The organism is Furfurilactobacillus milii (assembly GCF_009864005.1).
Classification (GTDB): domain Bacteria; phylum Bacillota; class Bacilli; order Lactobacillales; family Lactobacillaceae; genus Furfurilactobacillus; species Furfurilactobacillus rossiae_B.
In genome coordinates this window covers 207,315-227,777 of sequence record NZ_WEZQ01000001.1, presented here as the reverse complement: position 1 = coordinate 227,777, position 20,463 = coordinate 207,315, and the positions used below count along the sequence as shown (strand labels likewise).

24 protein-coding genes are annotated in these 20,463 nt (G+C 42.3%); 7 read left to right on the top strand and 17 right to left on the bottom strand.

Annotated features, from left to right (window positions below):
- Window positions 1-63 precede the first annotated feature (63 nt).
- Genes GB993_RS00985 through ulaG form a run of 5 tightly spaced genes read right to left on the bottom strand, consistent with a single transcriptional unit; the run spans window position 64 to window position 4,179 of the window.
- Complete coding sequence (locus tag GB993_RS00985; RefSeq protein WP_161002719.1) at window positions 64-702, bottom strand: 3-dehydro-L-gulonate-6-phosphate decarboxylase; 639 nt, start codon at window positions 700-702, stop codon at window positions 64-66.
- A gap of 28 nt (window positions 703-730) precedes the next feature.
- A complete protein-coding gene (locus GB993_RS00980; protein ID WP_161002718.1) occupies window positions 731-1,033 on the bottom strand; it encodes a PTS sugar transporter subunit IIB in 303 nt (100 codons plus the stop codon).
- A gap of 43 nt (window positions 1,034-1,076) precedes the next feature.
- The gene (ulaA, locus tag GB993_RS00975; protein ID WP_161002717.1) at window positions 1,077-2,567 is read right to left on the bottom strand and encodes a PTS ascorbate transporter subunit IIC; all 1,491 of its coding nucleotides are present in this window, start codon (window positions 2,565-2,567) and stop codon (window positions 1,077-1,079) included.
- A 32-nt stretch (window positions 2,568-2,599) separates the two neighbouring features.
- A complete protein-coding gene (locus GB993_RS00970; protein WP_161002716.1) occupies window positions 2,600-3,058 on the bottom strand; it encodes a PTS sugar transporter subunit IIA in 459 nt (152 codons plus the stop codon).
- A gap of 47 nt (window positions 3,059-3,105) precedes the next feature.
- Window positions 3,106-4,179, bottom strand: a complete 1,074-nt coding sequence (gene ulaG / locus GB993_RS00965) for an L-ascorbate 6-phosphate lactonase (RefSeq protein ID WP_161002715.1) — start codon at window positions 4,177-4,179, stop codon at window positions 3,106-3,108.
- A 229-nt stretch (window positions 4,180-4,408) separates the two neighbouring features.
- Here ulaG and GB993_RS00960 point away from each other — a divergent pair, with 229 nt between their 5' ends.
- Window positions 4,409-5,164: a DeoR/GlpR family DNA-binding transcription regulator gene (locus tag GB993_RS00960; RefSeq protein WP_161002714.1), complete on the top strand. Its 756-nt coding sequence runs from the start codon at window positions 4,409-4,411 to the stop codon at window positions 5,162-5,164.
- Window positions 5,165-5,381: 217 nt separating this feature from the next.
- Here the strand turns inward: GB993_RS00960 and GB993_RS00955 are convergent, their stop codons facing one another.
- A complete protein-coding gene (locus tag GB993_RS00955) occupies window positions 5,382-5,663 on the bottom strand; it encodes a hypothetical protein (RefSeq protein ID WP_238331557.1) in 282 nt (93 codons plus the stop codon).
- Between the two features lie 594 nt (window positions 5,664-6,257).
- A complete protein-coding gene (locus GB993_RS00950; protein ID WP_161002713.1) occupies window positions 6,258-6,548 on the bottom strand; it encodes a hypothetical protein in 291 nt (96 codons plus the stop codon).
- 190 nt (window positions 6,549-6,738) lie between these two features.
- On the opposite strand from GB993_RS00950, the gene GB993_RS13165 reads away from it, so the two are divergent.
- Genes GB993_RS13165 through GB993_RS00935 form a run of 3 tightly spaced genes read left to right on the top strand, consistent with a single transcriptional unit; the run spans window position 6,739 to window position 8,238 of the window.
- Complete coding sequence (locus GB993_RS13165; protein ID WP_161002712.1) at window positions 6,739-7,182, top strand: LytTR family transcriptional regulator DNA-binding domain-containing protein; 444 nt, start codon at window positions 6,739-6,741, stop codon at window positions 7,180-7,182.
- On the top strand, window positions 7,179-7,625 hold the full coding sequence (locus tag GB993_RS00940; RefSeq protein WP_161002711.1) for a DUF3021 domain-containing protein: 447 nt from the start codon (window positions 7,179-7,181) through the stop codon (window positions 7,623-7,625). Before GB993_RS13165 ends, GB993_RS00940 begins: the two co-directional genes overlap by 4 nt.
- Window positions 7,626-7,677: 52 nt before the next feature.
- Complete coding sequence (locus tag GB993_RS00935; protein ID WP_161002710.1) at window positions 7,678-8,238, top strand: hypothetical protein; 561 nt, start codon at window positions 7,678-7,680, stop codon at window positions 8,236-8,238.
- Between the two features lie 135 nt (window positions 8,239-8,373).
- Here the strand turns inward: GB993_RS00935 and GB993_RS00930 are convergent, their stop codons facing one another.
- From GB993_RS00930 to sufC, 9 genes are all read right to left on the bottom strand, one after another.
- Entirely contained in the window at window positions 8,374-9,027 is a 654-nt protein-coding gene (locus GB993_RS00930) for a response regulator (protein WP_161002709.1), read from the bottom strand.
- Window positions 9,020-10,072 (bottom strand): ATP-binding protein, encoded by a 1,053-nt coding sequence (locus GB993_RS00925; protein WP_161002708.1) that lies wholly within the window; start codon window positions 10,070-10,072, stop codon window positions 9,020-9,022. Before GB993_RS00925 ends, GB993_RS00930 begins: the two co-directional genes overlap by 8 nt.
- Before the next feature lie 404 nt (window positions 10,073-10,476).
- Window positions 10,477-11,358: a helix-turn-helix domain-containing protein gene (locus GB993_RS00920; RefSeq protein WP_161002707.1), complete on the bottom strand. Its 882-nt coding sequence runs from the start codon at window positions 11,356-11,358 to the stop codon at window positions 10,477-10,479.
- 61 nt (window positions 11,359-11,419) lie between these two features.
- Window positions 11,420-11,746 carry a metal-sulfur cluster assembly factor gene (locus tag GB993_RS00915; protein ID WP_161002053.1) on the bottom strand — a complete coding sequence of 109 codons (327 nt, stop codon included), beginning with the start codon at window positions 11,744-11,746 and terminating at the stop codon, window positions 11,420-11,422.
- Window positions 11,747-11,791: 45 nt separating this feature from the next.
- Entirely contained in the window at window positions 11,792-13,198 is a 1,407-nt protein-coding gene (sufB, locus tag GB993_RS00910) for a Fe-S cluster assembly protein SufB (RefSeq protein WP_161002706.1), read from the bottom strand.
- Window positions 13,198-13,665, bottom strand: coding sequence for a Fe-S cluster assembly sulfur transfer protein SufU (sufU, locus tag GB993_RS00905; protein WP_161002705.1), 468 nt, complete (start codon window positions 13,663-13,665; stop codon window positions 13,198-13,200). The genes sufB and sufU overlap by 1 nt, the downstream gene beginning before the upstream one ends.
- Complete coding sequence (locus GB993_RS00900) at window positions 13,643-14,890, bottom strand: cysteine desulfurase (protein WP_161002704.1); 1,248 nt, start codon at window positions 14,888-14,890, stop codon at window positions 13,643-13,645. The genes sufU and GB993_RS00900 overlap by 23 nt, the downstream gene beginning before the upstream one ends.
- Window positions 14,880-16,178, bottom strand: coding sequence for a Fe-S cluster assembly protein SufD (sufD, locus tag GB993_RS00895; RefSeq protein WP_161002703.1), 1,299 nt, complete (start codon window positions 16,176-16,178; stop codon window positions 14,880-14,882). The genes GB993_RS00900 and sufD overlap by 11 nt, the downstream gene beginning before the upstream one ends.
- 12 nt (window positions 16,179-16,190) lie before the next feature.
- Complete coding sequence (sufC, locus tag GB993_RS00890) at window positions 16,191-16,985, bottom strand: Fe-S cluster assembly ATPase SufC (protein ID WP_161002702.1); 795 nt, start codon at window positions 16,983-16,985, stop codon at window positions 16,191-16,193.
- A 172-nt stretch (window positions 16,986-17,157) separates the two neighbouring features.
- Here sufC and GB993_RS00885 point away from each other — a divergent pair, with 172 nt between their 5' ends.
- The 3 genes from GB993_RS00885 to GB993_RS00875 are packed head-to-tail and all read left to right on the top strand — an operon-like array spanning window position 17,158 to window position 19,572.
- The gene (locus tag GB993_RS00885; protein WP_161002701.1) at window positions 17,158-17,376 is read left to right on the top strand and encodes a FeoA family protein; all 219 of its coding nucleotides are present in this window, start codon (window positions 17,158-17,160) and stop codon (window positions 17,374-17,376) included.
- A gap of 4 nt (window positions 17,377-17,380) precedes the next feature.
- A complete protein-coding gene (gene feoB / locus GB993_RS00880) occupies window positions 17,381-19,372 on the top strand; it encodes a ferrous iron transport protein B (protein ID WP_161002700.1) in 1,992 nt (663 codons plus the stop codon).
- Between the two features lie 35 nt (window positions 19,373-19,407).
- The gene (locus GB993_RS00875; protein ID WP_161002699.1) at window positions 19,408-19,572 is read left to right on the top strand and encodes a FeoB-associated Cys-rich membrane protein; all 165 of its coding nucleotides are present in this window, start codon (window positions 19,408-19,410) and stop codon (window positions 19,570-19,572) included.
- A 108-nt stretch (window positions 19,573-19,680) separates the two neighbouring features.
- On the opposite strand, the gene GB993_RS00870 is transcribed toward GB993_RS00875, so the two are convergent.
- Window positions 19,681-20,244, bottom strand: coding sequence for a DUF1097 domain-containing protein (locus tag GB993_RS00870; protein ID WP_161002698.1), 564 nt, complete (start codon window positions 20,242-20,244; stop codon window positions 19,681-19,683).
- Window positions 20,245-20,463 lie beyond the last annotated feature (219 nt).

Genomic DNA, 20,463 nt, shown 5'->3' with positions numbered 1-20,463 from the left:
CTAGCACACAAACACAGACTGATTTGCCTAGCGTAATCCTGCATTTAAGATTTAGCCATTATGTTAAGCCCAAATGCGATCAATTTCCTTTTTAAATTCCAGTGCAGCTGCATGTGGATCATCTGCTCCATGAATTGCACGACCAGCAATAAATGTATAGACCGGCACTCCCTTAAACAGCTTTAAGACTTCCGGTTCTACACCACCAGTCACAGAGACTTTAAAGCCCATATCAATCAGAGATTTTACTGAAGCCAAATCTTTTTCTCCCCACACCTGACCGGCAGCCTTAGCATCACGACTTTGATGATAAACAACCTGATCAATGTCATTATCCAACCACGCCTGTGCTCGCTTTTTATCATCCCAGCCTTCGTATAACTCCACTTGAACCTCAATTTCATTTTGCGCCTGTGCCATCGTCTGCACAGTTGCTGCATTAATACAGGTCATCCAATCTGCACCTGCATTTTTTGCAACTTTTCCGACATGACCACCAGCATCAGCTACTTTGGCATCAGCTAAAATAATTTTATCTGGTGCAATGGCCCGAAGATCACTTACGGCACTCATGCCTTCTTGATAAATCAACAAGGTTCCCGCTTCAACAACATCGACAACATCGGCTACTTTCCGTGCAACAGTTAATGCCTGAGCTGTCGTATCTGTATCAAGTGCTACTTGCAACATCGGTTTATTCATTTTCTTTTCTCCTTGCTAGCAACAATCATCATTTACTAAACTTCTCTGCCAAAGTGGAGTCTTTAACTGCGTCCTCAACTTCCTGTTTGGACATTACATTTTTAATGCCAATAACAGTGCCACCACGATCTTCAACTTCTTTGAACATCTTTATAAATGGTAATGATGTGAACACGACATCGTAGTTTCTGGCTGTTCCCTTAGCCTCCGAAACGGACGTATGGTCAGCCTGTGTAACCTCATATCCCATCTCTTTTAAGGCTTTCGTTGCCGTTCTCAACAACATTAGGCTCGTACCAGAACCATTCGCACACGCAGACAAAACTTTCATAAGTAGTTCCTCCTATAAATTCATTAAATAAAAATTACGCAATCTATGCTTTGTTATGCATTCTTTTCCATGCATCATAATCTTTAACAATTAAGAAATAACCTTTGGGATCGCTACGGTACTCCAACTGTGGAATAGCAAGAAAAATAATAATAACAACAGCAATTCCAATGTACCCAAGATACTTCATAATTACGGTCGCCAGTGGCCATACTGTTGCCCAATCAAACATTCCAATATAGCCTCCGTACTGTGCCATACCAATCCAAGTTGCGATAAACGCTGATCCTGAAACTTGAATTAACCCACATATAAACGGTGCAATCATTGCGTACTTGTAGCCGCCGCGATTATTGGCAAAGACGCCAATTGCAGCATTATCAAAGAATAGTGGGATAAAACCAGCGATAACAATTGTCGGTGAATGGAAGACGATTAAAAGAATAATCATTAAGAATTGCCCCAAAGCTCCAAACATAAAACCAATAGTTGCTGCATTAGGGGAACCAAATCCTAAAGTAGCCGCAACATCGATACCAGGAACAGAACCAGGTAACCAACGATCAGAAATTCCTGTAAACGATTCAGTCAATTCATTAACGAAAGTTCGTACACCCAATTGCAATATTGCTAGGTAGACGGCAAACATCATTGACGTTTGCAAAATATAAAAGATGAAACTTTGACCAGGTTTCATAAATCCGGCCTTCGTTAGATAAGGAGTCCCAAGAATAATTAGAATTATCCCGAAGAAAAAGATCATTAGTACAGCAGTTGACACCATGTTGTCATTGAAGATGGACAACCATCCTGGCAATTCAATGTCTTCTAGTCGTTTAGTTTCCTTTTTCCCTTTTCTCTTGGCACGCTTTTCCATCCATTCAGCCCATTTAGCAAAAATAAAAATACCAAACATTTGTTGATGCGCAATACCAAAACCAGCACCGTCAGTCAACTCCTGTGTGATTCCAACAGTTAAGTTGGATCCGACAGCCCAATACAACCCCAAAACGACACTCATAATAGCCAGAATCGGCAAACGACCCAAGTGGGGAAAACAGAACAGAAAGATCCAAAAGGCAGTTGCAGCCTGTTGTACTTGCACATTCCCAGTAGTAAAGACAGCTCTCATTTTAGTAATCTTTTGGAAACGAACGAGCAAAATGTTGATGATATACGCTAAAAGCAGCAGTAACATGGTGTCGGCAAAAGACCTACCAAACTGTTTCATAATGCCGACAGTGACAGCGTTTTGCCCAAAATAGGGATCAGTGACCATAGCGGCCAAGTGAAAACGCGCTTTCAGTCCTACTAAAATCGGCCTGAACGAATTGACTAACCCTGCTGAACCTGCCGATAGTATAAAGTAGCCAATTGTAGCCTTTAGGAAGCCTGACAACACTTCATACCATTTTTTCTTTTCTAGAACATATCCAATCAGTACGATAAACCCAATCATAAACGCAGGCTGTTCCAGAATATTGGTCGCAAAATACTCCCAAATGGCCATTAAAACATTCAATACAGCATTCATAGTTTACTCACCCATTTTTTCATTTGAGGTGCTTACATATTATGTTTCTTCATAACATTTTTATAGTCATCCATTGATTTAACAGTCATTAAGTCGTCAATCATCTCATCTTCCATCAACATGTCTGACAAGCTTGCTATGTTTTTCACATGAGTATCTGAATCTTTAGCCGCTAACATGAAGAAAAGCTTAGCTTCTTTATCTGGATTACCCTCTTCAAAAGAAATTTTATCTGGCATAATAGTTAAACCAATTCCAGTACCAAGTACACCCTTGTTCTGAGCAGAAGAATGTGGCATAGCGACACCTGGTACAATCACAATGTACGGTCCATACTGCTTAACATCTGAAATAACTTGTTCGATATATACGTCATTAATAAGTCCGTTGTTTTTTAAAACTTCTCCGCTAACACGAATCGCATCCTCCCAATTGTTTGGATGCTTATTCGTAATATTAACTAAATCATTTTCTAGAAAGTAGCGTAACATCAGTCAATCCTTCCTTCCCAACCAACAGTATCGAATCAGATTATTGACTAAAGCAGTTCTGGGAATGGTAGATCTGGATCGTGTTTGAATGCATCATGAAAACCACGATCATACATGTATTCGAAATCATCTTTATTTTGTGGATAACTAAATCCGCCGCCAACTTGAAGAATAAAGGGTTTAAAGTCATAATGTAGGCGATACTTCTTACGCTCCCATAAGGCAATAATGTCCTTAGGATCTGTGAAGAAATTGCTCCAGATATCCCAGTGCATTGGAATAACAACATTGGTTCGTAAATCCTCTGACATTCGTAGAACTTGCGAATCATCTAACTTATCTGTAATTCCACGAGGGTTTTCCCCGTATGCACATAATGCCACATCGATTTTATTTTCATTACCATGCTTCACAAAGGTGTTGGAAAAATGCGAATCACCAGCATCATACAAATTTCCTCCAGAGGTTTTAAACAAATAATTAACGGAAACTTCTGACATATTGCGTGGCATTGTGCCTTTAAGAACAACATTTGGATCATCTTCGGTGACAAGCTCTGTTCGATCAAATGACTCAAGTGCTTTCACTTTAACTGCACCAACACTAATTTCATCACCAGGCTTAACGACGATTGTTTTTTCCTTTGGAATTCCCCATTGAATCCATTCATCCACAACACCTTGTGGTCCGATGAATTTGGCTTTGGGGCAGTTTTTATTTACACAAGCCGCTGTATAGATATCTAAATGATCATGGTGTGTGTGAGTTACACAAAGGGCATCAATATCTTTAAAGGAAAACGGATCAATAACATACGGGCGATTACGCAAATTAGGTTGTTGTGCCTCAACACCTGCCATACGCATCATTTGGTGTCCCTTACGCATTTTGCCATCGCCATGACTATGTTTACCGGTGCCATTCCATACATCAACAATAATATTTGTTCCTTCATGACTCTTTAGCCAAAATCCCATACAGCCAGTCCACCACAAACGAAAGCTATCAGCCGGTACATCATAATTGGCGATTTCCTCATTAAGATAGTGTCCCCATTCCGGAAAGTTATTTTTTGCAAAAATTTCTGGTGTAACATCCTTAATATTTTCTGGTGATGCCATAATTAAATCCTCCTAAACATTGTTGTTATCATCTTGTTTGCGCTTTCATTATTGCTTCTTTGAAATGTTAATTCAATAGTCCCATATGATAATTTTCAATAAATGTGTTGATTTTAAACTTTTTTTAGGTGCTTTATGTAAAATTACAGCCTGATATTAGTTAAAAGTAGACTTTTATTTGTTAAAATAACATTATGAAAGTTAATAAAATAATTGGGAGATTGTAATCATGCGGAATTCTTACAAAAACATAACAGAACGCCGTAAAGAAATTCTTCAGCTTCTTAAGAAGCACAATACGATGTCAATAACAGAACTGAGCCAGAATCTCGGTGTTTCGGAAATGACTGTCCGGCGTGATTGCAATGTTTTATCCACCAGGAGTGAAGTCAGTCAAAAGATGGGAATCATTCGTCTGACTTCTCGAGAAGTTGTTGGTCCTAACGAAAGAGAAAAAATTAAATCCCATTTAGGTTTGGAAGCCGCAAAGCTAATTCACGACAACGACATCGTCTTTGTTAACTCAAGCACAACCGCCATGTATAGCGTGCCGCAAGTTCTACAAAAAAAGACTTTTGTTGTTACTAATAATGGAGGTGCGGTCAAACATTTAACTGATGATGTTAACGGAACCCTAATTTTATCCGGTGGAAACGCATCAAAGTTTGGCATTATGAGTGGCGATATTGCCAACCACACTTTTCTGAGTATGAGATCTGATTGGGGGATTATCGGTTGTGCCGGCATCAGCCTCGATCAAGGAATTTCAACACCGTCAATAGAAGAAGCGACAGTAAATCGAAACATCGTGAAAAATTCACGTAAACTCATGTTACTTGCAGATCACACAAAATTCGGTGTTTTTTCAAATTTTACGATTGCCAACATAACTGACATTGACCTTCTTATAACCGACACATTCGTTCCAGACAAAATTCTTTATCAATTCAAAAAAAAAGGCATTGAAGTTATTCAAGTGCCCTGATGTATATATACCAATAGCTTCGGTTAGTAACTCATTTAAAAAGCACTACTGGTCTTAGTTTTAAAATATCAAAACCTTTTTGATAAAGCATTTATAAAATGTTTTCACTTTAAAATGTCGCCCTTTCTTCCGATTCTCCTAGCTAAAGGCTCGCAAATTTTAAAGAGCGTCTCTAAAAAATCTTTTACACAATCAATCAGAATGTGTAAAAGATTTTTTAATCGTGCCAATGACTATTTATGTATACCTCATGACTTCTAGGAAATTCACGTTTAAAGGCCTGTCGTAATATCACCTTGTCTTCATGATTATCAAGTGGGACGCGTTTCGTTTCATTTCGATATCCCTGTTCGGTCACAGTCAGTAGATGTTTCGACCGTTCAATCTTTAATGAGTGATCTTTTTTACGCGTTAACAACACAATTGCGACATTTTTGCCAGGTTTGCACACCTGTTCCAGGATGTTTTCAGCCTGTTTAACTGGAATTAAACGCATCATCCTCGCTCCTTCAAAAATCGTTCCAATTCATCAGTGAATGTTCGTTTTTGTAAATCGGTCGATATGAATAGCACGGTTGCTAATTAGTTGTTAACATAAAAGGCCACCTGAACCGAACCAATCGTACCCAGATTTAAACGAAACTCATGAATGGAATGCCCGTTAATTCGCTCATGAGCGGCAATTTTAGTTTTGCTCATACCGAGATTGATCTGTTCATCAATGGCATCTAAAATTTCAGTTTGTATCTGATGTTGCTGGCCTCTGAACTTCTTGAAAAAAGACTTGCAACCCGCCTCGCCTTGTCAAATACCACTTGCATCTTAACGCACTTCCTTCAGTTGAGGCGTACCAGCTTAGGCCCTTCTTGACTATTGAAATTACTCCGCTTTTTGGGAACCGTAATCAAATTTGTATCGAATCTATGGCTCTTATTGCGGTCGTGATGATTTCACTTTCGCAACTACTATACTTTTTTCATTCACAACAAGTCGCTAAAAAGAAAACGCAGAATTCTGATTTTGAAATAAATCGGAATTCTGCGTTTTACACTTATCGATTTTCTAAAAACATTCGCGCACTACAGTTCCTAGTTTACTTCATCTGTCGTCGCTTAATTTCATCCAGTTGATAACTGTACACCTGGTGCGGTTCGTCAATTTTACCATCACGCTGTTCCAAAAAATCTGACGGAATATCATGATCTGATAAAACTTTAACAACGCGCCGCATATCCCCAGTGAACCACTCGATGTTGTCCTCAACATATGGTTGTGTGCTTAAACCAAATTCATACACGCGCAATGGATTAATCACAACAAGTAGCTTTTTCTTTCCCGAATCGGTGATGCGATTAACGTGCCGCAACAATTTTTGTGGAGTCATTCTATTCACCCTTCCTGTTGTCCAGTCTAACAGACATGCTGCTAATCTTTCTTTGATTTTGCTTGAAAATCCAAACGGTTAACATAAAATTAATGACCATTTATCCTGTCAAACTGACCGTTTGTCAGTAAAGACATGACAGTGACGCAATTTCTGCGTATGGTTAATTCAACAGAAGGGAGTGCTTACGGTGAAAATAAATTTTGAAATCATTTCAACAATTTTAGAACCATTCATCACCATTCACGCCGCCGAGAAAACGCCACAGCTTGTCCAATTAAGTGATGAGATCCAACAATTGTCTAATTCGCTAAATCTAACTGGCTACCGCGACACCAAACGTAAAATGATCTCCGTTTTAGAGATAAATCGCATTCAAACAAGTGGCAAACGTGTTATTTGCCAGACGCCTGATGGTGAGTACGAACTACACCAACGTATTTATGAGCTCGCTGGTACGCTACCGCATAATTTATTTATTCGTACTTCAAGTAGTGAAATCATTCGCATAGCCTGGATCAAGGAATTTGCTCTAACACCAACCGGGATGTACCAAATCATTTTACGAGACGGTCAACAAACGTACACTTCACGAAGATACACGCGTGAAATTAGAAAGGAGCTGCTCTCATGAAAAGATTACTCAGCTATCTTCTTCGAGGAATAACCATTGGTATTACAACTGGTTTCCTAATCAGCCTAACCTTTGCATTTATTTATCAGAGTAAAAACTACGCGCCTTCCGCGCCAACCTTCATGTCACATTTTTCCTCATCTACCTCAGCAACCGCTGTATCCGCATTACTTTGGGCCTTGATCGGATGTGTATTTGCAATTTCTAGCTTGGCGTTTGAAGTAGACCGATGGAGCATTACTAAACAAACAATAGTCCACTTTCTAATTACTTATGTTGGTTTCACCCCGCTGGCTATTCTTTGTGGTTGGTTCCCTTTAAACTTCTTCTGGCTTTCGTTTTTTTCCCTCATCTTCGTCATCGTTTACTTCATCATTTGGTTGACTTCCATGACTACAGCCCGTCACGAAGTCCGCGCCTTTAACGCAAAATTACATGATTGAAATCTGCAATCACTATAATCCTCCCGCCTGAATAAAATTAATTGGAGCTAACATGCAAAATATCGATTTCACTAATATCGTCTTGGCACTTTTTGTACTATATGCCGTACTCAAACGTCAATTATCACCTCATCGAATTCAGCTCAACCTAACGTTGTATCTTTTCCTGATTTTGTTTGGCGCTGCTTCAGTTGCTGATGCCATTACACACAATCATTTGATTGTTACAGCAGGTGCAGAACTATTCGTCTTAGGATCATTAATCAGTGCTGTCTTTTTTGGTTATCTACGAACACTTTCATACCGCCTGTGGATTGATAAAACTGGCACAGTCATGAGACAAGGCAGCTGGGTGACGATTGTCTTATGGATAGTTGGTTTATTCATCCATTCTTTAGCCGGCAGAGCTTGGCACGGTAGTAATGCAACCATCTTGTTGTATCTTGGCATCACATTATTGGTTCAACGCGGATTAGTTTGGGAACGCGCTAAAAGACAATATCCAGAAGCAATGGCTAACACTGTAACACTACATGAAAACCGGCACGCAGAACGTGAGCAACGCCGTCAACGCAGACGTGAAGAACGAATTGCAAGTCATAACAATGATTAAAAAGGGCTTGAGAACTCGACCAAACTAGGTCAATTTTTCAAGCCTTTTTAGATGACTAAACGGTATTTCGGTTTCACGTGTAACATTTTTAAACTTTTCAATTACTAGTGCACTTCCATCAGTCAACCCCATCATTTAGAATTCAATCAAATGATGCTTAATCGCATAACGTACTATGTCGACATGAACATGGATATCCAGTTTGCGCATAATATTTGCCTTGTGTGCCTCGACAGTTTTTGTCGAAATGAACAGTTTATTAGCAATTTCCTTATTCGAATAGCCAAGAGCAATCAGCGGCAGAACCTCTCGTTCACGTTTTGACAATGCTTGATAGCTGCCAAGTTCTACATCAGTGGCATCCGGGTTAATCTTATCGATATCTGATGCCGTCATTTTGATATTACTATCGAGATATTTTTTCCCACTCGCAATAACTGTCAATCCGTGAATAACCTCTGTGTCGGGTGAGCTTTTAAGCACGTATCCCATCGCACCATTTTTGATGGCCTGATTAATATAAGTTCGTTCATCGTGCATCGATAAAATCAGAATTTTAGTCTTGGGAAAAGCGTCATGCAAACGTTTCGTTGTCACCAGGCCATTTTCACCGGGCGGCATGCTGAGATCCATGACCAAAATGTCAATGCCACCTTCTTCTACGCGCAAAGATGCTTCAGTTCCAGTCGCGGCCTCGTCAACCACCCTTAACCCGGGCTGTTTATTGATTAAATAAGTCAGACCAGAGCGAACAACCGCATGATCGTCTGCTACTAATACACTAAGCATCTGGAAGACTTCCTTCCATCACCTTAATCGGAAACTTGACGGTAATTGTGGTGCCAACGTCAAGTTTTGAGTCAATTTCAAAAACACCGTTTAACGCTTTAATTCGATCTGCCATATCATGTAAACCTAATGAATGACCGTTGAATGCTTGGTGGTCGGCCACTTCAAAACCAACACCATTATCAACAATTTGCAGTGATACATAATGTTGATGCTCCACAAATAAAAGGAGAACTTCGGTCGCCTCAGCGTGTTTCAACACATTATTAATGGCTTCTTGAGCAATTCGATATAACGTATTTTGAACCGCTGCGGTTAAGTTATCGGTAGTTGCATTGCCGACTACGGTAATCGTAACACCGGTCGCTGTTTCAATGCGTTCCGCCAATGTTTTTAACGCTTCAACTAGCCCAAAGGCATCCAATACCGATGGCCGAACATTGATTGCCATGTCCTTTACTTCACGCAATGTATCACGTAATTGGGCTTCAATGATTCCTGTCCGTTTGCGCATCACATTAGCACATTCACAGCAGCAAGGTTCGTTCAGTTTACGCACGCCCATTATAGCAGCATAGACACCTTGTGCAATGCTGTCATGGAGATCTGCAGAAATCGTTTTGCGCGCTTGTTCCTGAGCGTCATTGATCGCACAATTCTGCTTGCGCCGGTCAGCCAGCATGTTCACACGATCAATGGCGCCACAATTTTTAAGTGTCAACGCAAACGTGTTAGACGCCGCATCAAGCACCGTGTAAGTCATCGCATAATTTGTGAGTTGGCTGTCGGTGCACTGAGACAAGACTGGCATTGAAAAGTCTGTCATTGAATCCATCACGCGGCAGCGTTGACAGCGGTCGCGATCATGATGACGACTTAACGTTGCTTGAACAATTTCAATCAAGTACTGAGGCGAAAAGTTTAACTTATTTTCCAAAGTCTGTGCCAAGGCATTACTGGCAACTAATTCGTCGTCTTGAAAGATCAAAATTGCCTCAGGTGCTTGTTCAAAGTAATTATGAATCAATTGATCTTTATCAAACACAAAATAACCCCCTTCAAACACACACTAAACGACTGTTACCATGCTGATTCGCACACTAACTAAAATCGCTCAAGAGGAGAGGGCTGAACTCCGATAACATCTAAACCTTTTGATTAGAATAGTTCATTGCTTCACAAGAAATGAACTATAATCCCCGAGCACGACCATCTTTATACGGTCACATTGATATAAAATAGCTTAACATATACAGACTATTTGTAAACGCTTACTGATAATTAAACTACACTTTTCATTGAGTTGCACACAGTTTAAAAAACTCTAGCAATCACAGATGACACGCTTTATGTATCGTTTCTCTAAATAGATACATGACTAACAAAAACAGCGATGATCTACTCCAAACCAGAGCTTATCATCGCCGTTTTTATTTGCTGCCTGTTCTGTTAATTACTGCATTGTTGTTTAAATTGGCATTTTAAGGCGGCCAACTTCACCTGAACAACCTCATTGCGGTTAATTCGGGCAAAGGCCAAGGTCTCGTCTAACAATTGCTGAATTTCCGTGGCATCATGCCGCAAGTTAATTGCATTTTGTGCGGCCAGAAACTTAATACGCGACAAGTAATATGTCACCCGTTCATCACAGCAAATTTTCAAACCTGCCTCAATCAGCCAATTACTACGCCGATAGTTTTGCTGAGCGGCATAAAATTCCGCCGTAAAGAAAATGAGCGTCAACACCCGAAGATAGTATTGATTTTCATCCCCCAGCACTGTGTGTTGATTGAGACGGATGTATTGATAAACCTTGTCAAAGTAAAATGATGCCTGCTTTTCCTGCTGATGGCGATCATACATGATCCCCGATCCCAAAAAGGCCAACTGCGTGAAGATTGTTTGATGCTTTTCATCCAAATCATTCAGAATCCGTGCGAAATCAAAGAGAATGTCATCTGGCTGTCGATTAATCAAGGCGTTTACAATACCGCGCAAATAACACAACTGCATCTTACTATTCAGCGCATCAATCTGTTTGTCATCAATTTTGGCGAGGCGTTTGAGTACACCCTGATAGTTTTCAACCATCAATTCGCGCTCAATTTCATCTAACTTTGTTTGTAACTCAACGGCGGTCGACTCCCCTTGATATAAGTCGTCTACCGTCATACCCAAACGAACACACAGTTTGCTCAAGATCGACAAGGCCGGCACACGGCGATTACTTTCAAACTTACTTAAAGTGGCCTGTGTGCAAATTCCCTGGCATAACTTAACTTGTGAAATTTTAAGGGCTTTGCGCCGCTGAACAAACACTTGTGTCTCCATTTTGGTACCTTTCTGTCATCGTTTAATACGGAACTTCATTTTGGATGGGCGTTACACCATTTTATTCATGAATGCCCAATGCCACTTTGGCATAACGAGTCATCATCCCCATGTTCCATGCTGGCTCCCACACGAGATGAATATCACAGTCAGTAACACCGTCAACTGACAGCGCCGCTTCCGTGATGGCATCATCTAACATGTTCCCCAGTGGACAACCCATAGTGGTCAGCGTCATGGCTATGTCACAATGACCGTCAACGACCGTCACGTTGTAAATGAGACCTAAATTCACCATGTCGATTCCTAATTCAGGGTCGATCACGTCAGCGAGTGCCGTCATAACCGCTGTTTCCGTTTTTGATAATGCCGCTGCTTCTCTTAACATTCGCTGTCCTCATCTTTTCGTTTCAATAATTGAACTCAATGCAATTTAACCAATCGAGCCTTCCATTTCGAAGCTGATCAAACGGTTTAATTCCACGGCATATTCCATCGGTAACTCTTTAGTAAAGGGTTCAACGAACCCCATGACAATCATTTCGGTAGCTTTTTCTTCGGAAATACCACGGCTCATCAGATAGTACAATTGCTCTTCAGAGATTTTAGAAACCTTTGCTTCATGTTCCATTGAAACGTTGGCATTATTGATCTCGTTGTACGGAATTGTATCTGATTTTGACTGATCGTCCATGATGATGGTGTCACATTCCACATGCGCCAGAGAACCGTCTGAATGTTTGCCAAACCGCACAGTTCCTCGATAGTTCGTCGCGCCACCTGTCTTTGAAATAGACTTTGAGACGATTGAACTAGAAGTGTTTTTCGCATTGTGGATCATTCTGGCGCCAGAATCCTGCAAGATGTGATTGCTGGCGACCGCAATGGACAACATGGTACCCCGAGCACCTTCACCGTTCAGGTACACACTCGGATATTTCATTGTCACTTTTGAACCGAGGTTGCCGTCAACCCATTCCATCGTGGCATTTTCAGCGGCAGCTGCACGTTTCGTCTCAAGACTGTAAACGTTGTCCGACCAGTTCTGAATCGTTGTGTAGCGACAATAGGCGTCCTTTTGGACATTCACCTCAACCACTGCCGCATGCAAACTGTCCGAAGAGTAGTTCGGCGCCGTACAACCTTCAACGTAATCAACCTTGGCGCCCTCTTCGACGATAATTAAGGTTCGCTCAAACTGCCCGGAGTTCTCCGAATTCAACCGGAAATAGGATTGAATTGGCGTACTCGTTTGCACGCCCTTTGGCACGTAAATGAAAGAACCACCGGACCAAACTGCGGCATTCAACGCCGCAAATTTATTGTCCGAGGGCGAAACCAGTTTACCAAACCACTTTTTGAATAAATCTGGATATTCCCGAAGAGCAGTGTCCGTATCCGTAAAGATAATACCTAGTTTGGCAAAGTCATCACGCATATTGTGGTAGACCACTTCAGACTCATACTGTGCTGACGAACCGGCTAAGTAATTTCGTTCAGCTTCTGGCACACCAAGTCGGTCAAATGTTTTCTTCAAATCTGCCGGTACGTCATCCCAATCACGATACTTTTTATCCGTCATTTTTTGGTAGTAGTGCATGTTGGCCAAATCCAATCCCGACAAATCTGGCCCATATGTTGGCATCGGCAATGATTGATAAATTTTGTACGCCTTCAAACGGTAATCGAGCATCCATTGTGGTTCGTGTTTAGCCGCCGAAATTTCGCGGACTGTTGCCTCAGTTAACCCGCGCCCGGTGGAGTAGGCCGGCTTAATATCATCATGAAAGCCGAACTCGTAGTCTTCATCTTTAACTGGTACTGCAGTCGTTTCTGACATTACGCCTCACCGTCACTTTCTTCTTGTTGACTGCTCAATAGTGCCCGCTGTAACGCCCACCAAGACAGCGTTGCACACTTAATTCGAGCTGGAAAACTGACAATACTTGATAAAATTGCTGCATCATCCAATTCGTCTAAATCTGCTTGATCATGCTGTTTGCCCATAACCATATCAGAAAACGTCTTCGCCATTTTAAGCGCTTCATCCTTAGTTTTGCCAAGAACCGCATCGCTCATCATACTAGCCGAGGATTGGCTAATCGTGCAGCCCTCTCCAGTAAAGCCAATATTAGTAATGACATCGTCTTCATTTAAATCAATATCTAAATTAATAACATCGCCACAGGTTGGGTTTTTCACAGTCATCGTTGTCGTCGCATCGGTCAGTGCATGTTTGTGATGTGGATGGTCGGCGTGGTCCAAAATGACTTCCCGATATAAACTATTCAGCTTTGATAAGCTCATGACTAAAGAACTCCTTTGTTTCATTCAGTGCGTGAATTAAGCGATCCACATCATCTTGGGTATTGTAGATATACAGGCTGGTGCGGACCGTTGCCACTAAACCGAGCGTTTCCATCAGTGGCTGGGCACAATGATGACCAGCGCGGACGGCAACGCCTTCCATGTCCAGTGCTGTGGCAACATCATGTGGATGTAGTCCCTTAATATTGAACGCAATAACACCAGTATGTCTCGCAGGATCATGTGGACCGTAAACCTCAATCTGATGATCAGCAGTCAGCTGTGGCAGCAAACTATTAACTAATTGCTGCTCATGTGCCTGCACATTGCTCATCCCCAAGTTTTCCAAATAATCGATGGCAGCACCTAATCCCACGGCGCCAGCGATATTTTGAGTGCCAGCTTCAAACTTCCATGGCAATTCATTCCAGGTGCTTTCGTACCTGTGAACAAAATTAATCATCTCACCGCCAAACTGATACGGTGGCATTGCGGCCAACAAATCCCGTTTGCCGTACAAAACACCGATTCCGGTTGGTGCCATCATTTTGTGACCAGAGAAAGCGTAAAAATCAACGTTGAGCGCCTGAACGTCAACAGGCATATGTGGCACTGCTTGGGCACCGTCACAAACCATAATGGCCCCATGTTGATGTGCCATTTTAGTCAGCGCAGCAATGGGATTGACCGTTCCCATTACATTACTGGCGTGAGCCACTGCAACAATTTTAGTTTTATCCGTAATCTTGGTCTCAGCGTCTCCCATGTCCAATTCACCAGTTGGCGTCAGCTCAATGTACTTTAACGTCGCATGTTTGCGCAAAGCCAATTGTTGCCACGGAATGAGGTTGCTGTGATGTTCCATAATGCTAATTACGATTTCATCGCCAGCCTCAATGTTGGCTTCGCCATAAGTACTAGCGACCAAATTAAGACTGTCCGTGGCACCTTTCGTGAAAATTACTTCAGCAGGCTCAGCAGCTTTGATAAAGTGAGTCACTTTATGACGAGCATCTTCATATGCGGCTGTTGCACGTTCTGCCAGCGTATGAACGCCACGATGTACGTTGGCATTGTCTGTTTGATAAAAGTGCGTCAAAGCGGCCACAACTTGATTAGGCTTCTGGGCCGTTGCCGCATTGTCTAAGTACGTTAATGGTTCATCATTAACCAGCTGATCAAGAATTGGAAAGTCGCCACGTAGATCACTTATATCAGTTTTCATCAGTCAGCTTCCTTTCAATCGTCGTAATTAGTTCCTGCCGAACCGTCTTGGCTGGAATTGCACTCAGAACAACCCCGAGAAAGCCGCGAATGACCAGTCGCTGTGCTTGTTGTCTGTCGATTCCTCGACTCATCAAGTAATACAGTTGCTGTTGATCAACCTGACCTACACTAGCAGCGTGACCCGCCAATACATCATTTTCATCAATGAGCAGAATTGGATTAGCATTCCCGCGCGCTTCGTTTGACATCATCAAAAGCCGGTTTTCTTGCTCAGCCTTAGCTCCTGAAGCACCGTGAATAATGTCACCGATACCGTTAAAAACCAACTGTGATCGTCCTAAAAGAACCCCGCGTTGCAGGATATTACCAACCGAATGTTTGCCGCGGTTGGTGACACCATTATTGATGCCCATCCGCGCTGTACCATCTGTTATGGCAATCATTTTCGAGTCAGTTTCTGCGCCTTCGCCTAATAAATTCGTATCAATGTTACCAATGGTGTTGCCATCGTTGAGCAGCCCCACCGCCCAGTCAATATTTGCATGATTGGCAGCCAATCCACGACGTTCAAAGTAAGTCACCGTTTTAGGGCCAAACGCATCTAGGGAAGAAAAACGAACCCGACTGTCTTCGGCAGCATCAATTTCAACAAAACAATTTGCTATGTTTGCCGCCTCACCAACCGTTGATAAATGTTGGGTGAAAGCAAACTCACTACCCGCTTCAGCAACAATTAAAACGTGCGAGATCAGCGGGTGGTCAGTCTTCGTGCTGTCCTGAATGATATGTGCTTCAATTGGTTGGTTCACCGCAACCCCGCGCGGTACATACACGAAGATGCCACTTGTTAACATTGCCATATGGTAACTCGTCAACTTTGTTTCATTCGTTTTAATAACATTAGTCATTAAATGCGGTTTGACCAACTCAGGATATTCACGCATGGCGTCGAATAAATCCATCACTAGGACACCTTGTTGACCGAGCTCTGCTGGCAACTTAACTTGTGTGGTTGTTTGACCAACCTGAACGATACTAATTTGTTGATCATCCGCTTTTGCGGTAGTTGTATCTAAATCGGATTGAGCCAAACTGGCTGACGATGACTGCCAATGTATTTCCGTAGACGGCATCATTTGCCAATACCTGTAATCAAATCGCTGAACCCGTGGCATCTTCAGCGTTGGCATCTGGTCCATTGCTGCGCGTCGTTTGTCTATCATCCATGCCGGTTCATCATGCTTCGTCACCGTGTCTGCAACCAGTGGCATTGTTTCTTGACTCATGATCACTGCCTCCTAGTTTTCATCCACAAGGTCAACATCCAGGCCAAACTCATCACGGAGACCGGCATAACCTTCATCTTCAAGTTTCAGGGCCAGGTCTGCACCGCCGGTTTTGACAATGCGTCCACCCATCATTACGTGAACAACATCAGGTTTAATGTAGTTTAGCAAACGTTGATAATGCGTAATGATTAAGGCGCCAAAATTGTCGCCACGCATGGAGTTCACACCCTTAGCAACCACCTGCAAGGCATCGATATCCAATCCTGAATCAATTTCATCTAACAGCGCAAACGCTGGCTTGATCATTAATAATTGCAGGATTTCGTTCCGTTTCTTTTCACCACCGGAGAAACCTTCGTTTAAGTATCGCTCCGGCATTGCTTCATTCATATCAAGGAGGTCAAGATTCTTATCTAATTCCTTTAAAAAACTCATCACTGAAATTTGGTCATCCTTTGGACGGCGGGCATTAATAGCAGCCCTTAGAAATTCAGCGTTGGTAACGCCAGGTATTTCAGCTGGATATTGCATTGCCAAGAACAAGCCTCGACGGGCACGTTCATCAACTGGCATATCAAGGATACTGTTGCCATCCAATAAAATATCACCTTGTGTCACGTGGTAGGCAGACTGCCCCATGATGGTTTCAGACAAGGTCGACTTCCCCGTTCCGTTTGGTCCCATGATGGCATGAATTTCACCCGTACTCATGGAGAGATTAACACCCTTCAAAATTTCCTTAACGGCGCCACTTTCACCGTCTTGTACTTCAACATGCAAATCCTTAACTTCGAGTGTTGACATTCTCTTTGACCTCCATCGGTTGTGTTCTTGTGATTAATTTCGTGATCTCAAATATCTAAAACAAGTATATTCTGGAATATTCCTGTCGGTATATTAGGCATCTCCCTAATATTTATGAAAACCCTTTCGTGATAATCTTTAACCATTATCAACACAGAAAGGGCGTTATCTTATGGAAATACAGGTCTCGGTCAATGAGCAGTTAACCGTTCATTGCATGGATCACCTTGAAAAACGAATCTCTAGTCAACTTCATCGTCTAGGAATCGAACCAGGTGCTGTCCTAACCGTCGTGCGCCGTTATCCATTTCACGGTCCGGTAATCATTGAATTCGATGGCCAACGTATCGGTGTTCGTGACGCTGTGTTGCAAACCTTAACGAGGCGCTAGTGTCATGACAACTGTTGCACTATTAGGTAATCCGAACACTGGCAAATCGACATTTTTCAATCGTTTGACCAACCAATATGCCAACGTTGGCAATTGGGCGGGCGTCACTGTTGACCAGACATTAGGGAATATTCCAAAATCAAACATTAACATTATCGACCTGCCCGGTATCTGCTCGCTAACCCCAATAACAAAGGATGAAGCCGTCACCGTAGACTATCTGCTAGACAACAACCCGGCTGACGCCATTTTGAACATCGCCAACGCGTGTCAGCTCAAACGAAACCTTCTGTTATCTATCGAGTTGTTAGAACTCGGTAAACCACTAATATTGGTCCTGAACATGATGGACGAACTTTCACAAAGCGGCGTTCACTATGATCTAGATATTTTGTCACAACGTTTGGGTTGCCCCGTACGCGCGACTGCTGCTCGACAAAACAGTGGTGTCGATGAGGTTCGTGCCTGTTTATCTGAACAAACTGCAGTAACCGCGACTGATCCGCTGGAATTGGATTATCCTAAAACCATTTCAGCAGATATTCGCGACGCCACAACACAATTGGTTAAAAAACATCGACTCTCACAAAATTTTGCTCGTTGGTTAACTATTCAATTCATGAGCGACAACGATGCAGTGGTTAAATATGTTGATGAACATCGTTTAGACACGTTATCAAAGGGGCGCCAAACGTACCGCGAGCATCATTATGCAGACCAAATCTTTCACGTACGACTTACTTTCATTGAAGACACGCTCGCCGCGGCTACAAGTTTTACTGAAAACCGGCCTCAAAATATCGTTACTGCAAAAATTGATCGCTGGGTTACACACCCAATCTTAGGATTGCCTATTTTCATCGGGATCTTCTGGTTCATGTTTAAACTCTCGTTTGACTGGATTGGAACACCATTGAGCGATTATTTAAACGCGTTCCTGTCCGGACCACTCTCTGAGGCTGCAAATCATTGGCTAACTGTTGTAGGCGCCTTACCCTTTTTAAGATCACTGATTGTTGACGGTATCATTGCTGGTATCGGCGGCGTGCTGACGTTTATTCCCCAAATTTTTGTCCTGTTTGCCTGCATTACAGTGTTGGAAGATTCAGGTTATATGAGTCGTGCCGCCCTAGTCACTGATAGATTAATGCAGCTCATTGGCTTAAACGGCAAGGCATTCATCCCGCTGATCATTGGCTTTGGTTGCAACGTAACCGGCATCATGGCCACGCGAACGATCGAACAGCCCCGTGAACGTCTCGTGACGACCTTAATCGCACCATTTATGAGTTGTTCCGCTCGACTGCCAATCTACAGTCTGTTTGTTACCGCCTTCTTCAATCAACACCAAGCTGTAATCGTTTTATCCCTATATTTTCTCGGTATTGTGATTGCGTTAGCCATGGCTAAATTTTATCAACTGGTCTTTAAATTAAAAGACGCGAGCAACTTTGTTGTAACCTTGCCAAATTATCATCGTCCTCGATTAGACCTCGTCATTGCAGGTGCTTGGGAAAAAGGCAAAGGTTTCGTCAAGAAAACAGGAACCGTTATTTTTGCCGGCACAGTGCTCGTTTGGCTTTTGTCTAACATTGGTCCACACGGATACGTTATTAACATTGACGCCAGTTTTTCAGCAATTATTGGTCATTGGTTGCAACCGGCCTTTGCACCACTTGGCATTACTAATTGGCAAACAATCAGTGCATTGATGACTGGGGTGCTCGCTAAAGAAGTCATTAGCTCCAGTATGATTGTCCTATTTCACTTAAGTGGGCAAACCAGCTTAGTGACGACATTCAGCACACTGTTTACGCCGTTATCTGCATACAGTCTGTTAGTTTTCATTCTGATTTACGCCCCATGTTTTGCGACGCTCGGTGCTATTAAAACCGAAACAGGTTCCGTTAAATGGGCCATCTATTCGTTAATTTCAAGTACTGTTTTGGCCTACGGATTGGCGCTAATTATTTTTCAAGTTGGCTCTTTATTCTGACAATGTTTGAAACAGTTCTTATGGGAGGTTAGGTTATGTCCGTTTTGATCAATGTGCTGATTTTCGTCACTATCATCCTCATTGCGGTGATCATCGCCGTTCACACCATGCGACAGTCAACAACCAAACCGCCCTGTGAGAGTTGCGAATATGCTTGTCCGGCAAGAAAATTGATGCAGCACCGTGGGCCACGTAATTAGCAATTATGCTAACTGAAAGCGGTAGAAACGAAACTGTATATGACTTCCATCCAAAACAAATACGATCCTGATTTGCTCAAAGAGCAAAATCAGAATCGTATTTTTTAATTATTTAACTTCTTTTTCTTTAGTTAATCTATCCGCCTCGATTGATGGACGTGCATCCTGTTTTCGCTCTGGAAACCAGCGAAACATTAACTGATTGAAGTAATCAGAAGCATAACCGATTACAAAAATTCCTAGCGCCATAAAAGCGAACAATTCAACCACAAACAGCGGCCAACTTTTAATCGTGACGTTTGAAACAATCAACATAAATGTTCCCCACGTGATTAGCCAAGCCGGCACCATTGTAAACTTCATGATAGTGCCCTGTAGGAACAAGACGGCAAAGGTTAGCAGGCCAAACATAATCGCGGTTGGCCAAATCGATGCAATCCAGCTTATTTGAAGCAAGCTAAAGGCCAGCAGCCCCCAAACAATGCCACAGACGAAGCTTGCCAAAATATTCCAAATCTTGTCTTTTGGAAACCCTGCGCCAAAGAAATACGAAACTGCGACGAATGCGGCTGCACCCATCCACAATGAACCATAGCTCATGATCAAGCTGTACACTAGCGTAAAGAATCCCACTCCAATGGCATCAAACCATACTTTCCTACTGATTTTCATATGAATTCTCCATTCGTAGTCAATAAAGAGAGCGGGACATAACACGTTTTGGCTTTCTCAGGTAATGCGAATAAGGCGTTTATGGTCGTTTTTCCCATGAATGCCTTATTCGCGTTAGATGAGCAAAAGTCAGTGTTATGTCCCGCGTTTGCGGCAATTTTTCATCTGCATGACCTTTTGCGATTGAGGAAAATTGCTTGCTGCCGTTTCATTAGAAAT

What these genes read in the sequence shown, in the direction of transcription:
- GB993_RS00955 (WP_238331557.1), bottom strand. Translation starts at nt 5,663, where the DNA reads ATGATGCGTTTAATTCCAGTTAAACAGGCTGAAAACATCCTGGAACAG.
- GB993_RS00950 (WP_161002713.1), bottom strand. Translation starts at nt 6,548, where the DNA reads ATGACTCCACAAAAATTGTTGCGGCACGTTAATCGCATCACCGATTCG.
- GB993_RS00875 (WP_161002699.1), top strand. Translation starts at nt 19,408, where the DNA reads ATGTCCGTTTTGATCAATGTGCTGATTTTCGTCACTATCATCCTCATT.
- GB993_RS00920 (WP_161002707.1), bottom strand. Translation starts at nt 11,358, where the DNA reads ATGGAGACACAAGTGTTTGTTCAGCGGCGCAAAGCCCTTAAAATTTCA.
- GB993_RS00980 (WP_161002718.1), bottom strand. Translation starts at nt 1,033, where the DNA reads ATGAAAGTTTTGTCTGCGTGTGCGAATGGTTCTGGTACGAGCCTAATG.
- GB993_RS00915 (WP_161002053.1), bottom strand. Translation starts at nt 11,746, where the DNA reads ATGTTAAGAGAAGCAGCGGCATTATCAAAAACGGAAACAGCGGTTATG.
- sufB (WP_161002706.1), bottom strand. Translation starts at nt 13,198, where the DNA reads ATGTCAGAAACGACTGCAGTACCAGTTAAAGATGAAGACTACGAGTTC.
- feoB (WP_161002700.1), top strand. Translation starts at nt 17,381, where the DNA reads ATGACAACTGTTGCACTATTAGGTAATCCGAACACTGGCAAATCGACA.
- GB993_RS00935 (WP_161002710.1), top strand. Translation starts at nt 7,678, where the DNA reads ATGCAAAATATCGATTTCACTAATATCGTCTTGGCACTTTTTGTACTA.
- GB993_RS00970 (WP_161002716.1), bottom strand. Translation starts at nt 3,058, where the DNA reads ATGTTACGCTACTTTCTAGAAAATGATTTAGTTAATATTACGAATAAG.
- GB993_RS00960 (WP_161002714.1), top strand. Translation starts at nt 4,409, where the DNA reads ATGCGGAATTCTTACAAAAACATAACAGAACGCCGTAAAGAAATTCTT.
- GB993_RS00985 (WP_161002719.1), bottom strand. Translation starts at nt 702, where the DNA reads ATGAATAAACCGATGTTGCAAGTAGCACTTGATACAGATACGACAGCT.
- sufD (WP_161002703.1), bottom strand. Translation starts at nt 16,178, where the DNA reads ATGAGTCAAGAAACAATGCCACTGGTTGCAGACACGGTGACGAAGCAT.
- GB993_RS00870 (WP_161002698.1), bottom strand. Translation starts at nt 20,244, where the DNA reads ATGAAAATCAGTAGGAAAGTATGGTTTGATGCCATTGGAGTGGGATTC.
- ulaG (WP_161002715.1), bottom strand. Translation starts at nt 4,179, where the DNA reads ATGGCATCACCAGAAAATATTAAGGATGTTACACCAGAAATTTTTGCA.
- GB993_RS00900 (WP_161002704.1), bottom strand. Translation starts at nt 14,890, where the DNA reads ATGAAAACTGATATAAGTGATCTACGTGGCGACTTTCCAATTCTTGAT.
- ulaA (WP_161002717.1), bottom strand. Translation starts at nt 2,567, where the DNA reads ATGAATGCTGTATTGAATGTTTTAATGGCCATTTGGGAGTATTTTGCG.
- sufU (WP_161002705.1), bottom strand. Translation starts at nt 13,665, where the DNA reads ATGAGCTTATCAAAGCTGAATAGTTTATATCGGGAAGTCATTTTGGAC.
- GB993_RS00940 (WP_161002711.1), top strand. Translation starts at nt 7,179, where the DNA reads ATGAAAAGATTACTCAGCTATCTTCTTCGAGGAATAACCATTGGTATT.
- GB993_RS00930 (WP_161002709.1), bottom strand. Translation starts at nt 9,027, where the DNA reads ATGCTTAGTGTATTAGTAGCAGACGATCATGCGGTTGTTCGCTCTGGT.
- GB993_RS00885 (WP_161002701.1), top strand. Translation starts at nt 17,158, where the DNA reads ATGGAAATACAGGTCTCGGTCAATGAGCAGTTAACCGTTCATTGCATG.
- sufC (WP_161002702.1), bottom strand. Translation starts at nt 16,985, where the DNA reads ATGTCAACACTCGAAGTTAAGGATTTGCATGTTGAAGTACAAGACGGT.